This is a genomic window from Planktothrix agardhii (assembly GCF_904830935.1).
Taxonomy (GTDB): Bacteria; Cyanobacteriota; Cyanobacteriia; order Cyanobacteriales; family Microcoleaceae; genus Planktothrix; species Planktothrix agardhii.
On sequence record NZ_LR882952.1, the window covers coordinates 4,228,958 to 4,245,909 of the forward strand.

At 39.7% G+C, this 16,952-nt stretch carries 14 protein-coding genes; 7 read left to right on the top strand and 7 right to left on the bottom strand.

Translation table 11 applies throughout. The features are described from left to right. Positions 1–13 precede the first annotated feature (13 nt). Positions 14–3,493, top strand: coding sequence for a DEAD/DEAH box helicase family protein (locus tag NMG88_RS19530; protein WP_254035720.1), 3,480 nt, complete (start codon positions 14–16; stop codon positions 3,491–3,493). Between the two features lie 24 nt (positions 3,494–3,517). On the opposite strand, the gene NMG88_RS19535 is transcribed toward NMG88_RS19530, so the two are convergent. Next, positions 3,518–4,132, bottom strand: a complete 615-nt coding sequence (locus tag NMG88_RS19535; RefSeq protein WP_227364822.1) for a Uma2 family endonuclease — start codon at positions 4,130–4,132, stop codon at positions 3,518–3,520. 491 nt (positions 4,133–4,623) lie between these two features. On the opposite strand from NMG88_RS19535, the gene NMG88_RS19540 reads away from it, so the two are divergent. Further along, the gene (locus NMG88_RS19540) at positions 4,624–4,767 is read left to right on the top strand and encodes a hypothetical protein (protein ID WP_158442311.1); all 144 of its coding nucleotides are present in this window, start codon (positions 4,624–4,626) and stop codon (positions 4,765–4,767) included. A gap of 38 nt (positions 4,768–4,805) precedes the next feature. On the opposite strand, the gene NMG88_RS19545 is transcribed toward NMG88_RS19540, so the two are convergent. The 6 genes from NMG88_RS19545 to NMG88_RS19570 form a co-directional block, all read right to left on the bottom strand. Beyond that, positions 4,806–7,622, bottom strand: a complete 2,817-nt coding sequence (locus tag NMG88_RS19545; RefSeq protein WP_254035721.1) for a TIGR02921 family PEP-CTERM protein — start codon at positions 7,620–7,622, stop codon at positions 4,806–4,808. Positions 7,623–7,951: 329 nt separating this feature from the next. Then, positions 7,952–8,284: an RNA-binding regulator gene (gene rbp / locus NMG88_RS19550; RefSeq protein WP_042156146.1), complete on the bottom strand. Its 333-nt coding sequence runs from the start codon at positions 8,282–8,284 to the stop codon at positions 7,952–7,954. Between the two features lie 385 nt (positions 8,285–8,669). After that, on the bottom strand, positions 8,670–9,014 hold the full coding sequence (gene rbp, locus NMG88_RS19555) for an RNA-binding regulator (RefSeq protein WP_042156144.1): 345 nt from the start codon (positions 9,012–9,014) through the stop codon (positions 8,670–8,672). 370 nt (positions 9,015–9,384) lie between these two features. Then, the gene (rbp, locus tag NMG88_RS19560; protein ID WP_042156142.1) at positions 9,385–9,696 is read right to left on the bottom strand and encodes an RNA-binding regulator; all 312 of its coding nucleotides are present in this window, start codon (positions 9,694–9,696) and stop codon (positions 9,385–9,387) included. 457 nt (positions 9,697–10,153) lie between these two features. Next, positions 10,154–10,762: a single-stranded DNA-binding protein gene (locus NMG88_RS19565; protein WP_042156140.1), complete on the bottom strand. Its 609-nt coding sequence runs from the start codon at positions 10,760–10,762 to the stop codon at positions 10,154–10,156. A gap of 134 nt (positions 10,763–10,896) precedes the next feature. Further along, complete coding sequence (locus NMG88_RS19570; protein WP_026798186.1) at positions 10,897–13,428, bottom strand: mannose-1-phosphate guanyltransferase; 2,532 nt, start codon at positions 13,426–13,428, stop codon at positions 10,897–10,899. A gap of 229 nt (positions 13,429–13,657) precedes the next feature. On the opposite strand from NMG88_RS19570, the gene NMG88_RS19575 reads away from it, so the two are divergent. The 5 genes from NMG88_RS19575 to acpP all read left to right on the top strand — a co-directional run bounded on the left by NMG88_RS19575 (position 13,658) and on the right by acpP (position 16,827). Next, positions 13,658–13,855, top strand: coding sequence for a hypothetical protein (locus NMG88_RS19575; RefSeq protein ID WP_026785914.1), 198 nt, complete (start codon positions 13,658–13,660; stop codon positions 13,853–13,855). A gap of 92 nt (positions 13,856–13,947) precedes the next feature. Beyond that, the gene (locus NMG88_RS19580) at positions 13,948–14,667 is read left to right on the top strand and encodes a class I SAM-dependent methyltransferase (protein ID WP_042156137.1); all 720 of its coding nucleotides are present in this window, start codon (positions 13,948–13,950) and stop codon (positions 14,665–14,667) included. An 8-nt stretch (positions 14,668–14,675) separates the two neighbouring features. Then, complete coding sequence (locus NMG88_RS19585; protein WP_264477069.1) at positions 14,676–15,899, top strand: urease accessory protein UreH domain-containing protein; 1,224 nt, start codon at positions 14,676–14,678, stop codon at positions 15,897–15,899. Further along, a complete protein-coding gene (locus tag NMG88_RS19590; protein ID WP_042156135.1) occupies positions 15,874–16,344 on the top strand; it encodes a hypothetical protein in 471 nt (156 codons plus the stop codon). The genes NMG88_RS19585 and NMG88_RS19590 overlap by 26 nt, the downstream gene beginning before the upstream one ends. A 237-nt stretch (positions 16,345–16,581) precedes the next feature. Then, the gene (gene acpP / locus NMG88_RS19595) at positions 16,582–16,827 is read left to right on the top strand and encodes an acyl carrier protein (protein ID WP_042156134.1); all 246 of its coding nucleotides are present in this window, start codon (positions 16,582–16,584) and stop codon (positions 16,825–16,827) included. The last annotated feature ends 125 nt before the right edge of the window (positions 16,828–16,952 follow it).

The following is a 16,952-nucleotide window of genomic DNA, read 5'->3' on the forward strand; positions in this document are numbered from 1 at the left end:
CAGAAACATCGCCATGTCATCCAACTTCGACTTTTTAAAACCCGACTTTCCCGAAATCTACGAAAGTGCCACCCGTGTCGAAACCCTGGCCCTAACCGATAGCCGTGCTTGTTGCTTCTATGCCCGTTATACCCTTGAGCAAGCCGTTATCTGGCTATATGATTATGACCCCTATTTAATACTACCCTACGATAATAATTTAGGGGCATTAATCCACGAACAAACATTCAAAGATAACCTACCTCCTAACCTTTTCTCAAAAGTTCGCATCATCCACACCATGGGCAACCGTGCCGCCCACAGTAACGAAAAAATCAGCGAAAAAGACGCAGATTATATTACTCAAGAATTATTCCATTTTCTCTATTGGCTTTGTCGCTACTACTCCCCCAACGGTAAAAACCTGCCTCAACTCCAATATATTCCCCCCGCTTCTACTCAGGAAAAGGTTAGAAGTGATCAAAAAACCCTTGCCCAACTGCAAAAACTAGAGCAAGAATTATCCCAAGCTCAAGAAATAGCAAGAATTGCCCAAAAAACACAGCAACAAACAGAAGCAGAATATAACCAAATTAAAGCAGAAATTAGTCAACTCAAACAGGCAAATAGTAACGTTAAAGATCACCATGACTATAACGAAACCGATACCCGTAAATACTTAATTGATGTATTACTTAAAGAAATGGGTTGGGATTTAACTCAACCCCATTTTACCGAATATGAAATCACCGGAATGCCCGAAGCTGTTAACCCCACGGGTAAAGGCTATATTGATTATGTATTATGGGATGATAACGGCTTACCCCTTGCTGTTATTGAAGCTAAACGTACCCAAAAAGACGCAAATCTAGGTAAACGACAGGCCCAACTTTATGCTGACTGTTTAGAAAAACAATTTAATCAACGCCCGATTATTTTCTACACTAACGGCTATCAAACCTATCTCTGGGATGATGGCAACTATCCCCCGCGCCTGGTGGAAGGCTTCTTAAAAAAAGATGAATTACAAAGGATAATTTATCGCCGCAGTCACCGAAAACCCTTTGAGATTGTTTTACCCAATCCAGAAATAGCCGGGAGAAGCTACCAACTCGAAGCCCTGAAACGAGTCACCGAAACCTTTAACAAAAAAGCCCGGAAAGCCTTGCTAGTCATGGCTACAGGCACAGGGAAAACCAGAACTGCGATCGCCCTAGTTGATATATTAACTAGAGCTAATTGGATTAAAAGAGTCTTGTTTTTGGCTGACCGCACCTCTTTAATTACCCAAGCTAAAAGAGCGATTCAGAAACACTTACCCCACGCCACGGCTATAGACTTAACCCAAGAAAAAGACGTAAGCGGTGCTGATATCATCCTCTCCACCTACAAAACTATGATGAATCGCATTAACAACGATATTCTTTTTTCTCCTAGTAGCAGAGGGGGTGAGGTTAAAACTTTCGGAGTCGGTTATTTCGACTTAATTATTATAGATGAAGCCCATCGCAGTATTTACCAAAAATATCAAGCTCTTTTTACCTATTTCGATGCTTTATTAATCGGTTTAACCGCCACTCCCAGAAACGAAATTAACCGAGATACCTACGGCATTTTTGAATTAGAAGCGGGTAATCCCACCTTTGCCTATGAATTACAAGATGCGATCGCCGATGGTTATTTAGTGCCTCCCACGGGTATCAATGTACCCTTTAAATTTCTCCGTAGTGGGGTGAAATATGCGGATCTTACCCCAGAAGAAAAAATAGAATATGAAGAAAAATTCTATAACGAAGAAACAGGGGAAATACCCAAGGAAATTAACGCCGCCGCCCTCAATCGTTGGTTATTTAATATTGATACGGTGGATAAAGCCTTAGAAATTCTTATGGATTGGGGTTTAAAAATCCATCAGGGCGATCGCCTGGGCAAAACTATTATTTTCGCCCGAAATCATCAACACGCCCAATTTATCGAAGAAAGATTTAACTATAACTATCCCCAATATAAAGGCAAATTTGCCCGTGTTATCGACAGCCATGACAATTATGCCCAAAGTCTACTCGATGACTTCTCAGAAGCCGAAAAAGATCCCATGATCGCGATTTCTGTGGATATGTTAGACACGGGGGTAGATATTCCAGAAGTGGTGAATTTAATGTTTTTTAAACCCGTTTACTCAGAGGTAAAATTTAATCAGATGATCGGCAGAGGCACTCGTTTATGCCCTAATTTATTCGGATTTGGCAAGGATAAAACGGAATTTTTGATATTTGACCTATGCGATAATTTTGCTTATTTTAATCAAGCAATCCCCGAAAAAGAACAATCCCCGACTGAATCATTACAAACTCGACTCTTAAAGGCAAAATTAGAGTTATGGGACTGTTTAAATACCGCAGAAACGACAACCCTTGGGAATAATCCTCAAAATCGCGTTAAAGAGTCTCAAGCGTCCTATACTGTCGTTAAAAGTGATAATCTTAAGGAAAAAATACTAGATGAATTATATCAACACGTTGCCAGTATGGAAGACAATAATTTTCTAGTGCGTCGTTACTTAGAAACCGTTTTAACATTCCGTAAGCGGGAAAAATGGCAGAATTTAAACCCAGAAGATCGGCAAGTTATTGTTAATACCCTGATCCCCCTACCCAATACTTTACCCGGAGAAAATCCTCGAATTAAAAACTTTGATCTGCTGTGTCTGAAAATTCAGTTAGCCATCCTGAAAAATAGCCCAAATTTTGAAAGGTTACGGGATCAAGTCAGGGATTTATTAACCCGTTTAGAAACTAAAAAAACGATTCCTATTGTTAAGAATAAATTGAATTTAATTGAACAAGTACAGACAGAAAGATGGTGGCAAGATGTGACGGTTTATTTAGTAGAAGAAATGAGGCTAAATCTGCGGGATTTAATAGTGTTAATTGATCAACGGGATGAAATCATTATCTATACTGATTTTGAGGATGAATTAGGGGATTTAGAAATATTAGAAGTACCTAACCGTCAAACAGGTTTCAGCCGATCTCAATACCGAAAAAAAGTAGAAAGCTATATTTTAGCCCATCAAGATCATATTGCGATCGCTAAGTTAAAAAGAAATCTACCTCTAACTGATACTGATTTACAGGAATTAGAAAAGATGTTATTTACCTCAGAGGCGCTAGAATCTAGGGATAAATTCGAGTTAGTCTATAGTAAAAATGTTAACCTGAAAAGTTTTATTTTGGAATTGGTGGGTTTAGACAGAAACACCGCCAAACAAGCCTTTAGTAAATATTTAGAAAATAACAATCTCAATGCTAATCAAATTCGTTTTATTGAACAAATTATTAACTGGTTAACCCAACGTGGGGTTATGAAGCCCTCTCGTTTGTATGAATCCCCTTTTACTGATATTCACACCGCAGGATTAGATGGAGTTTTTAACAATGAGGATGCTAATAATATTATTACCATAATTCGCTCTTTTGATCAACCGATAGAAACAAGTTTTTACTCTGCTTGATTGAAAGACTAGGTTTTTATTATATTAAATAACTCCAGCTTGAAATATTTGTTCAGCCGTTAAACTTAACTCTGGAAAAACCAAGGACTGAATACAGGTATTTTCTCGAAATTGAGTAACTTGGTATTCTCCATCGACTAAAAAGTAAACAGAAATAGTCGGTTTTTTGGGATTACCAATAAATTTACGAGCACCCAGGGCTAGATAATCTACAATCCAATATTCAACAATTCCAATATCTTCGTACTCCCCATATTTTTTATAATAATCATCCCGCCAATTAGTGCTAACGACTTCAATCACTAAAGGGATAGACTTACCCAAACTTACAGTAGAATATTTCTTCCAAAAAGGTTCATTCACTAAATTAGAACGATCCAATAATAAGATATCTGGCGAATAAGCCGACTCACTTGAAGCTGATTTAACCAGTGCCGTTTTCGGAATAGAATAAGAAAGATGGAGGCGCACATATTCTAAAGTCAGTTTTTCAGCTAAAAACCCCACAATATTTTCATGTTCTCCCGTCGGTTGTGGCATTTCAATAATTGCTCCTTGATGGAGTTCATAACGTTTGTTGTCCGGTTTCCACTGGATAAATTCAGCAAAATTTGTTGGTTTTGGTAAGGATTGAACCATAGTTTATATCAATTGCAATAAATCCGAGTTAGTAGTCATTTAAAAAAATAATAAGCATTTATATTTTAGCACAAAATTGACCTGTTTAAAAAGGGGCAAGGTGGGAGTGTTCTTGTTTTGCTGCTGTGATATATAATAGCAAGTCTAAATAGGTTGTAATAAACTCTATGACTAAAACCATTACCGTAGGGGCAATTTATGAATTGCCCCTACCACAAATCAAATAGGATTGCTATAGGTTAAAATAGGTAATATTAAAATAAACAGATTAGAAAAAATCAAGGGTATAACTCCTACCCATTTCCAAAATGTAGGATATTCAACCCCCTACATTACATTAAAGAATAATATAAAAATCAATGTTTGGAAAAACTTAATAAGTACCTGAACAAAATTAATTACACATCCTCTACCCTGTTCCCTCCCCCCCTAGCCCCGCGTGCACGGGGGGTTTGGGGGGGCTGTTCCCTCTCTCAACTAGGTAATTTATTTTGTGCAACTACTTAGAAGTTGATCATGTGTTTTTGATTGACCCGGAGGGAAATTGTTGTTTTGCGGGTTATGTGGCATGGGTTCGTCGTAAAAAATTCTATCGAGCTTTACAGCAAATTCGGAATGATTTTCCTGGGGTTTAAAGAGAAATCGGTTTTAATTTAATCATTTAATTAAAATATCAAAACCAATTTTTAGTTTTATTTCTTTGAGATTGAACAACAATAAACAGGGCAATAACCCCTAAACCAATTGTCATTCCAGGTTCAGGAACACTAGCAGCTTTAAGTGGATTATTCGGTTTATTTAACTGTTCTTTACCATCCTCTATTTGACGATTAAATCGATCCTTAGAGGCTTCTGCGTCTTTCAAGGCTTGACGTTGTTCATCATTCACTAGAACAATCATCGAAGAATAGGGGGTAACAATATTATAGGTCTTGGCGATCGCATGAATAGCATCTAATTTAGCTAATTGTTGTTCAGGGTTTTTCTGACTTAATCCCCGAACTAATAATCGCGCTGCAATTTGTTCAAACCCCTGGGATTTTTGAGCTTTTTCCGTCGTTTTTTCCATTAACCAAGCATAGCCATCCGCCACGGTTAAAACCTGGGGTTTTTCTGGATTTTTGCCAGGTTTAGATTGAGTTGAACCTGCCAATTTTTGGGTTAATTGTTCCGTTGTCGCCACCCGTTTCATCACTTCCGAAATATCGGTTGAAACCCCACCTCCATTATGTTGAATGATCTTTAAAGTTCCATCTTCATAAGCACCAGCCAGGGAACCCAAATGCACAATCCATAGGGGAACTGAAAGTTGAGGAACCCCGGTTTTATCTTCCGATAATTCATAACTTCCCTCATCACTAATTAATACAATTCCGTCGTAGGTTTTATTTCCTCGCAACTGTACAAACTGGCGCAACATCTCTTTAATTTGTAAGGTTCCATAAAAGACTTTTTGATTCACCTGAAACCGTGGCAAATCATTCATAAATTGGGGTTGATTTCCCGCCGTTGCTGTTACAAATAAATCAGCCTGATTCTGAGGAATAATATTCTGCTTAAACCAATCTAAGGTTTTCGCTAATTCCTGTTTATGGGTTCCCATACTGCGAGAGGTATCCAAAATAATCGCAAATCGTTGATTTTGGGGTAAAATATAATCCTTTTCTGCTAAGGGTTGAACCGTAATTTTATAATCATCTAAACTGACTTGATGGGATTGAATTGACTGTTGAGAAACTGGTAAATTAGCCTCTAACCAATCCTTTTCAAATCCTTTAATTGATTTTTGATTTCTAATTCTTTCCGTGGCTTTTGTCCAGAAAATATTACGTTTTTCTCCCAATTTAGGTAACGGCCATTGATTCCCCTGACCCATGACTTTATAGGTTAACCACAGATGCAATTCTGCGGGAGGATTAGGATTATTTCTATCCCAAGAAACTGATTTAGGCGGAATCGGAAATGCACGCAGTCGATAATGTTGGGTTCCCACCTGTTCTAACAATGCCGGGTCAACGGGACGTTCCCGTTTAACCTGAGAATTATACACTTTTTGAGCCGCACCCCTCGGAGAAACCGTAAAGGGAAAACGGGTAGCTTTATTATTAGTATCTCCTAACCAAAGTCCCGTAATTACGGCGGTTTCAGGTAAGGTGAAAGAGTAAAAAATCTCCTCTACATCCTTAGTTTGATTTTGATAAATTTCGTGGATTTCCACATCTCCCCAGTCCCCCTTTTCTTGAACAGTAACCTCTTGTTTGGCTAACCAAACTTTTTTCTGATTAATATTCAATAAGCCTGCTTTAGCATCATCTAAAATAACTGTAGATTTAAGCGCGTGTTGAATTGCCAGACGTTCTCCTTTTTCAATCGGAGCATCAAAAAAATTAGCATATAGTTTCTCAGCCTTATCCACATCCTTATCTAAATCTCCTTGATAAAGAAAGGGAGACATCAATTGATTATAACTATTTTGAAGACCATTTAATAAGGGTTGAGGTAAATTGAAAACATCTTTATACATTGCCTCAATAGAATTACTATCTTTAACGGCTCCTAAATAACGATATGGGGATAAATAGGCGTTAACTAATCCTCTACGAATAGATTCAGATTGGGCTAATAATTCTTGTTTTTGCGGTTCGGTTTGGGGAATATTTTCTAACTTTTGAAAGGCTAAAACTTGAGGTTGACGCAGAAAACTAATTAATAATACAGTCCAAAGGGTTACAACTCCTAATGAGATTTGGACGGTGCGAGTCCGACCATATTGGGCTGAAAATTTGCGTAAAATTCGTTGTCCTGAGTGAACATAAAGGGCAACTAAAGCCGAAGGCATTCCTAAAAATAATGTTGCTGTTCCGGCGCAAAGAATCGTCATCACAGCAAAACCTAACAAGAAATTATGAGTTAAATCCCACCACAAATATTCTAACCACTGAAATGAAAAAAACTGTCTTAACAGAACAACAGCAGCCGGAACTGCATAATATAGCAGAATAATTCCTAAATAAAATCCGACCAATAACATCAGGCTATGGATAGCTAATTGTATTCCCGATAAAATTCGAGATGTTTTATGCTGTTTTTCTCCTAAATATCCCCAGACTAATTCTACAAAAAAGGCAGTAATACAAATTAAAATAGTGGTTAATACGAAACGACTAGCTAGGGTCATTTCCCGCAGAATAAATAATCTTACCAGACAGAATAAAAATAGCGGTGCTTCTACACCATAAAATAACCGGATTAACTCTACAGGTCTTTGACGAAAATGCCGATTTGCAATAATTACGCAAACGGTGGGAATTGCAATTAAAGCCAGGATGGTTAGAGTAAATTCTAGTTCGATTTCTCCAGCAAAGGTCGCTAAGACCAGAAAAATTGCTAGAAAAGGTAAAATCCAAATATAAACAACGGTGAGGAACGTGATATTCCACAACCAAAAAATTAATCCGAACAGGGCATGAACGGTTTTAGTTATATTCATATTACCCGATTAGGCTATGTATCAAGGTAGAAGATTCAACCGAAAACTATCGCAGCCACTCTATCATCAAGTATAGCAGGAGGCAATAGGGAATAGGCAATCTCGCTATAGGTAAATACTTACTATGAGCAGCTTTTAGCTTTCAAGAATGTCCTAATAGATGCGGCAACTGCTATATAACTCTCTACAATTGAGCTATCACCGATTACTGAATTGTAAAAACAGAAATTATAAAAAAAGCTCAGGTATGATTACCTAAGCTTTCCTTATTTAGATGAAATCGAGGATATCCTGGGAATCAGTCCTAATCCAAGGGGTCAAAAAGCCATTTAATAGCGACCACGACCACCGCCACCGCCACCGCCACCATAGCCACCGCGACTGCCACCGCCACGATTGCCACCGCCACTTCCTCGGTCTTCTTTAGGTTTGGCTTTGTTAACTTTCAAATCTCGACCCATCCATTCCGCTCCATCTAGTGCTTCAATAGCTGCTGTTTCTTCTGTGTCATTTTCCATTTCCACAAAAGCAAAGCCACGTACTCGACCTGTTTCACGATCTGTCGGGAGTTGAACCCGCTTAACATTACCGTACTCTTTAAAGACCCCTCTTAGATCTTCTTCATTAACTTCATAAGAAAGATTGCCGACATAAATAGACATAGGGTATCTCCAAAATCAAAATAGTGCGGAGGTTAGAATTTCGGAGAGAAGCCTGTCCAAACCAAACGGGAAATGCCCATCAAGACTACAAACAAAAGCTACAACCGAATTTTACTCTCATTAATCACTCTAGTATAACCTATTTTTAACTAAATTGACAATTCTGAAACAATTAGCAAAATTTGGGCTTGAGTGAGGAACCTTTTAATCTAGGGATTCAGCCCTATCTAGCAACCTCAACTAATCTTAAATCAAAAAGCCTAGATATTACGACCTAACCAATAAAAAAGCTCAGGTATCGCGTATCGCGACCTAAGCCTTTTTATTGAGATGAAATCAAGGAGACCCTCAAAGTCAATACTAATCGAAGGGGTTAAAAAGCCATTTAATAGCGACCACGACCACCGCCACCGCCACCGCCACCACCGCGACCACCGCCACCGCCACCACCATAGGCGGAACGACCACCAACACCTGGTCCTCGGTCTTCTTTAGGTTTGGCTTTGTTCACTTTCATGGTTCGACCCATCCATTCCGCTCCATCAAGCTCTTCAATGGCTTTGTCTTCTTGCGTTTCAGTTTCCATTTCCACAAAAGCAAAGCCTCTGACTTTTCCTGTTTCACGGTCTTTAGGAAGTTGAACCCGTTTAACCTCACCGTACTCTTTAAAGACATTTTTTAGATCGTCTTCACTAACGTCATAAGAAAGATTACCGACATAAATAGACATAGGGTATCTCCAAAATCAAAATAGTGCGGAGGTTGGAATTTCGGAGAGAAGCCTGTCCAAACCAAACGGGAAATGCCCATCAAGACTACAAACAAAAGCTACAACCGAATTTTACTCTCACTGATTACTTTAGCACAACCTGTTGAAAAACAGGCACTTACACTCCTGCAACAATCCTGGGGATTCGTCTGGGAATTTTTTCTCCACTGAGGACTACTTTTAGTACAAATATAAGCATTCATTCTGCTATCCTTGTCCTTGCCGCAAGCTCCTCAAGCGTAAATTTTTTCCCAGTCCGGGAGTGGGTTTTAATGTCTTGCACTGACAACTTTCACTCTAAAAAATTACAGGGCAGAAGAGAAGTCAAATTTTAGTAGCTTCGTGAGCTATTTCTGTTATTTCCCCAGCCACGACCAGAATGATCAGAAGGCTTGCGATCTTCTCTAGGTCTGGCTTTATTCACCTTCAGGACTCGACCCATCCATTCTGCTGAATCGAGTTCACCAATTGCTTTGGTTTCTTCGTCATCCGTTGCCATTTTGATGAAGCCAAAACCCCGTTTTCTTTGGGTTTCCCGGTCAATGGGAATTTGAACATCTGTAACGGAACCATATTCACCAAACACTTGAGTGAGGTCGGTTTCTGTTACGTCGTAAGACAGATTGCCTACATAAATCGTCATTAATTACCTTTTCAGTCAAAAATCAAGGGGTGTGCGGAGATTGGAATTCGGAGGCAAGCGGGTAGAACTTACACTAAAGAGCGAAAACATTCCTGATGCCGTAGCAAACTAGGCTACCGATATCTAATCCTTATTAGAATCATAACATTCTTTTTGGGAAATGCTGTATCTATCTTTTGGTAGACTTAATTTTCATGACTTGATTGTGCTTAAACTGAATCCTATCTAGGCTCCGATCCGATTGTTACATATTGTGAACTACCTACACTGACCTGATGGTACAGTGTAGGCTTCCCAATTCAATGGGGACTGCCTCGGACTTCATGGATTTTTTACGTCCCGAAGATTTTGGTCTTACATCCCCTCCAAGGGCAGAGAATCTCGTTTTAAACCAACTTTTTACTTTTTTCACCCCGGCTTAAAAGCACGGGGCGTGATTATTTCTACACAACTTCAGTTAAAATTTTCGACTTTCAAACCCAACCCGGGGACAATTCATTTCTAATTCCCAAAAGTCAGTCAATCCCATCTTAATTGTTTGGAATGGGACAGGTCGCATAAACGGAATCGGATCGTAATCGGGGTTATCGGGTTCATCGGGGGCAGTTGTTCTAGGGGGGGCGGAATTAGTCGGGGGACGACGGGATTCTTGGGGTTCGTCGGTAGTCGAGGCAGAAGTGCTGGCGCGACGTGAGCCCAAGGGAACCACTTTGTTTTGAGTCGGGGTGGCGGGATCGAAAGTTTGGGTGGGTCTGGAAAGATCCATTTGTGCCGGATAAATCCGTTGGGCAGTCAGTTCTGCCCGCTTTTCCTTAAATCCTTCCTGTCGTTCAATGGTATTCATTCCCAAACGACCTTCGATAATAATTTGATCTCCTTGATGATATTTTTCGTGAACTTCCTGCGCGAAATTTCCCCATGCGATTACTTTTAAAGTGGCGGGCGGATCGACATCCCGTAGTCCGGGAAACTGAACCAACATTTCAGTAAGGGCAATTTGATTATCGGGGGTATAACGAAGTTGCGGATCTTGAATGATCTCCGCCATTAGAATAATACTGTTCATTTTTTGATCAATAAATTTGTTTGCCGTGGGAGTGTTCTCCCTCACTATTCATGAAACTCTCCCCAAGAGTTGAGTTTTTTCAATCATGACATTTTTATTGGAAAATTTAAACGGTTTTTGATTAATTTTTTACCCTAAATATCTTCGCGGTGATCCATCCCTTGGGATTGATTCACAAAATCATGAACTAAATTGCGGTATTCTCGCAGGGTCGTATCAACCCAATCTCGATCAACACTATTGGCAAAAATATGAACCTGCGGCTCTCCCGCATCGGGTAAAACCAGAACCCAGTTATCATCTTGGTAGTTAATTAATTTGACTCCATCAATTAATTCTAGGTTGTCGGGGGAATGGGTTTCGACTAAATGCCGCATTAATGCTCCTTTAATTGTCCAAGGACAACGCACGGTATAGCGACGATGGACGACATGGGGTAAATCCGCCCGTACTTGGGTTAGTGAGCGCTCTTGGCTGGTTAACAGTTCAATAATTTTAGCAATGGAAAACATCGCATCAAACCCGGGATGCAGTTGGGGAAAGATAAATCCCATATCGCCACTGCCACCTAAAACTACGTTAGGATTGCGGTGACAAGCTTCCATTAAGGCCGTTGGGTTTGCCTTGGTACGGATGACTTTAGCATCGTAACGACGGGCAATTTGTTCGACGGCCGAAGATGTATGCACCGGAACTACGATGGTACTGCGGGGATGGGAAGTTAAGACCATATTCACCATCAAAGAGGTTAAAAATTCCCCTCGAATGGGACTTCCGGTTTCATCTACTAACATAAATTGTTCCCCATTGGCATAAACCTGGGCTCCAAAATTAGCCCGTAGCGCTTCTACAACTCGTCCTAATTGATCGAGTAAATTTTCTCGTTCAGGAACCGATAAAGCGGTATGATTTAAACTAGCATTTAAAACCACCGCATCACAGCCAAATTTAGCTAAAAGTTGGGGTAAAATTGCCCCAGAAACCGCATAAACATAGTCAATAACTACCTTGGCGTTACTGTAGCGTAAAATTTCACTATTGATATGTTTACTAAAACTGGCACTATAAATATCTAATAAATCAACCGTATAACTGACGTTACCAATTTCAGGAATTTGCGCCCGTCTCAAATCTTCCTTGAAATAAGCCCCTTCAATTTTTTTCTCCTTGGCTTTGGTAATACTAATTCCTTTATTATCCAAAAATTCAATTAATAAATAGTCTGCCCGTTCTGGGGAGAGGCGAACGTGAATTCCCCCCGCTACATTTAAAGTAGGAATAGCCGTGCGAGTGATGGGAATGGCGGTGGCATCTAAGTTAATAATATTCACCCCAACGGACATTAAACCTGCCACTAAAGAACGAGTCACCATCCGAGAAATCGGCCGTTGATCCCGGGAAACTGCTACCAAAGAACCGGGTTTTAAAGTTGACCCAAAAGCCGCCCCCAATTTAACCGCAAATTCCGGGGTAATATCAATATTTGCTAATCCTTGCACCCCCCTTTGACCGAATAAATTGCGTTGGGCCGTATTCCCCCAAATTAAATTAATATTCAGGGTAGCCCCGGATTCGATTTTTTTACTTGGCCAGACCCGCACCCCCGGACTAATTTGGGCTTCTTCCCCGACACTGGATAAGGAGCCCACCACCGCCCCTTCGAGGACATGGGCACGACGTCCCACCCGCGCACCCCGGGCAATTACACAGGCCCGTAAATGGGCATCATCCCCAATAATCGCCCCATTCCAAATAATTGGCCGTTTGATATTGGCATCGGCCCCGATGGTGATATTATCGCCAATCACGCTTCCGGCTTCAATTTGTGCCCTCGCCCCAATGCGACAATTCCGACCAATCAAAACCGGGGTTTCGATCACGGCGGTTTCATCAATAAAGGTATTTTCTCCAATCCACAGACCCGGAGAAGGTTCGGGGTAGGCAATTTTCAGTTTCACTTTCCCCATTAAGGCATCATAATGGGCTTCTCTATAGATGTCTAAATGACCAATATCACACCAATAATTATTAGCAATAAACCCATACATGGGTATCCCTTTTTCTAGGAGTAAGGGAAATAAATCTTGGGAAAAATCACATTCTTGATCAAAGGGAAGATACTCTAAAACTTCTGGTTCTAAAATATAGGTTCCGGTATTCACCGTATCGGAGAAAACTTCACTGGCGGCGGGTTTTTCTAAAAAGCGATTAATTCGATGATTTTCGTCGGTAATGACCACACCAAACTCAATGGGGTTGGGCATTCGGGTTAGAATCAAGGTGGCTTTGGATTGTTTCTGCTGATGAAATTCTATGGCGGCAGTTAAATCAAAATCCGTAACACTATCTCCACTAATTACTAAAAAGGTTTTATCTAAAAGTTCGGCAATATTTTTGACACAACCTGCGGTTCCCAGGGGTTGATCTTCTTCCACCGCATAAGTGATTTGTACCCCTAAATGACTGCCATCATGAAAATATTCTCGCATCACATCGGGAAGATAATGCAATGTGGCGATCACTTCTGTAATATTATGTTGTTTGAGGAGATTGATAATATGTTCAGCAATCGGACGATTGAGTATGGGTACCATCGGTTTAGGCAGATCGCAGGTTAACGGTCTTAGTCGTGTTCCTGATCCACCGGCCATTAGCACTGCTCGCATATATCCTCCTGATTGATTTAGCTTGATTTGGTGATCCGGTGTTTTTCGGATTTGATCACAGCTAGGTTTATAATTAAAAACCTTCTCAATATATAGAATAGCAAATTTCCTATGGAATTGCTTCCCTTTTAACCTATGTCAACCCCAATCACCATTCTCTAAGATTAACTGCTAGAATAGACCTATGTTTACTGTGTCTATCATCCTTTAGGTATAAAATATTTCAGACATGAATTCCCTAATTACCCTAGTATTAGTCGTTATTTATGCAGGTGGAATCTGGAAATTTTGGACGGGGTTTGAAAATACCAACTTCAACCGCAGTTTCCAAAACCGTCTGATCTTCTCCCTGTTATGGCCAGTTTTATTTGTATTTAATCCTTCCTATCGGAAAAACTTTAAAAAAGCATTGAAAGGCTCAAAATAGACTGATATAGCAATTCGCGCCGATGTCATAATCTTTGATTGTGGCGGTTTGGTCTCCAAACCTAGGGGTTTTTTTCACAAATCTTACAATGAATGGCTAAATCTTCTAATTCATCGGGTTTTTTCAATTTGTCTGTGAGTTCCGACCCTTTAGAAAGGGCGATCGCTTCGATTGCCAATCGTTTTAATCAAGAATATCAAGGGGGATCTTTTGATTTACCTCCAGAGGTTGAAACGATGGCAATTTTTCGCGATCGCATAGCTGGAACTTTATCAGAAAAAATCACTTCTCCCTTTTGGGAAATTGCCAAACCGCAAAAAAATCAGCACTGTTTAGATATTGGTTGTGGGGTCAGTTTTCTAATTTATCCTTGGCGAGATTGGGGAGCTTTATTTTATGGTCAAGAAATTAGTACGGTGGCAAAAGACGCCCTGAATATTCGAGGGCCACAATTAAATTCTAAACTGTTTAAAGGAGTAACTTTAGCCCCCGGTCATCAATTGCAATATGAGGCAAATCAGTTTGATTTAGCGATCGCCACCGGATGGAGTTGTTACTATCCAATCAGTTATTGGAAATTGGTTTTAAAAGAAGTCAAGCGGGTAGTTAAACCCGGGGGAGATTTTGTTTTTGATGTTCTGATTCCCGATGCTGAATTAGCCGAAGATTGGGCAATATTAGAAACCTATTTAGGCACAGAAGTTTTCTTGGAAACCCTAGAAAATTGGGAAACGATCATTAAAGAAACGGGGGCTAAAATTTTAAAACGCCAGCCCGGAACTTTGTTTCAACTCTATAAAATCCGCTTTTAAACGGAATCATGATCATTGACGTATTGTTAATTGGTGCTTTAGGATTTCTGGGGAGTTTTGGTCACTGTTTGGGAATGTGCGGCCCCTTAACCGTTGCTTTTTCTGTTTCCGATGAATCCCTCTCCCCTGGCAAAATTCCCTGGCAATTTCACCTATTATTAAATTTCGGCCGGATTCTTAGTTATGCCTTAATTGGGGCGATGATTGGCGGGTTGGGTTCGGTTTTAATTGCTGGGGGACAAATGGCAGGAATTGGCAGTATTTTTCGCCAAGGGATGGCGATTTTTACTGGAATTCTATTGATTATTTTAGGATTAGCTCAAATTAATCCTACCGTCTTTCGTCGTTTCCCGATTATCCATCCCTTATCCCCGAAAAATTTACATAATTACCTAAGTAAAATCATGGTAAATGTATCTTTACAAAATCATGTTTTTACTCCAATTTTATTGGGATTAATTTGGGGTTTAATTCCCTGTGGTTTTCTCTACACAGCCCAAATTAAAGCCGCAGAAACAGGAAATTTAGGGTTGGGAATGCTAACTATGTTAGCCTTTGGACTCGGAACTTTCCCGACAATGTTAGGGGTGGGATTATTAACCGGAAAATTCACCGCCGACCGTCGCGGTCAACTCTTTAGACTGGGGGGATGGATTACTTTATTAATCGGAATTTTAACCCTATTAAGAACCGGAAATCATATTGATTATACTGGTTATGGATCTTTAATTAGTTTAATGTTCGCCTTAATTGCCCGTCCAATTAGTCGGTTATGGTCGCAACCTTTAAAATATAGACGCTTTTTAGGAGTTGGTGCATTTGTATTAGCTATTGTTCATACGGTGCAAATGTTAGATCATACGTTTCAATGGAATTTAACTGCTTTTGAATTTATGATTCCCCAACATCAACTGGGAATAATAGCGGGGGGATTAGCATTATTATTGATGATTCCGGCGGCGATCACCAGTTTTGATCATATTCAAAATTATTTAGGAATATTCTGGCGTAGAATTCATTTATTAGCCGTACCCGCATTAATTTTTATAGTGATTCATGCTCTGTTTATTGGTTCTAATTATTTTGGTAGATTTGATCTAACATTTTTTGATCAATTAAGAGGTTTTATTTTTATTATTGTAACTTTAATGGTATTATTGATTAGGTATCTGCCTATTTGGTCAATATTGGGATTAGAAAAATTTTATGTTGCGCCCCTTAAGCAAAAATAAGTCTTTAAAATTATTATTAATTATTGGAACATTCCTCTGTGTTCAACCCCTACAAAAATTCTCCTATTCTAACCCGGCTATTGCCCATGAAGTAGAAGTGTCTGGAGATGTGGCGGTAACATTCCACCTAGAACCTAATCATAATCCCCGGTCAGGAGAAAAAGCAATAGTTTGGTTTGCATTAACCCGTCGCGGCGGAAAAATCATTCCCCTATCTGAATGTAATTGTCAATTGGCGATTTATCGAGAACCTAGGTCATCAAATACACAACCATTAATGCAGCCCCAATTAAAAGCTATTTCTGCGGAAAAATATCGGGGTATTCCTGGAACAGAAATTATATTTCCCCAAGCTGGAATTTATCAATTAGAATTGAAAGGAACTGCTAAAAATAATAATGATTTTAAACCTTTTAAAACCAGTTATTCTGTGACAGTTCGATAAATTTTAACCAAATTTTATCACCAGGTAGGGGCGGGTTAGAGTTAATCTTTCCTTCTCACAAACAATCTACCTAAACCCGCCCCTACGGGTTAATAATGATTATATACAGACCTTGGCCCCCAGCCGTCCCCCGAAACCCGATGTCTGCAACTCGAAAAAGTTAGAAGATCGTTGCTGCGGTGATCCACCTTTCAGATAAAATGGTATACGCGACATCCAAATAAGGAAAAATAGGACATGAGTGATACGTTTGACAGAGTGAAGAAAATTGTTGAAGAACAATTAGATGTTGAAGACATCAAAATCGTTCCATCAGCAAGCTTTACCGAAGATTTAGGGGCTGATTCTCTGGATATAGTGGAACTGGTGATGGCGTTAGAAGAAGAATTTGAAATCGAAATTCCTGATGAAGCAGCTGAAAAAATTCTGACAGTTCAAGAGGTTGTAGACTACATCAAAGACAACGTACCAGCATCAGCTTAATCTTTTAAACTGATTTAAAATCAACATAAAAAGCGTGGGATTAGCCGTTTTTCAGTACCGCAGGAACTTTACTGCATCCGACTGTCTGAACTAGGCAATCCTAACCCATTTTAATTTAACTGCTG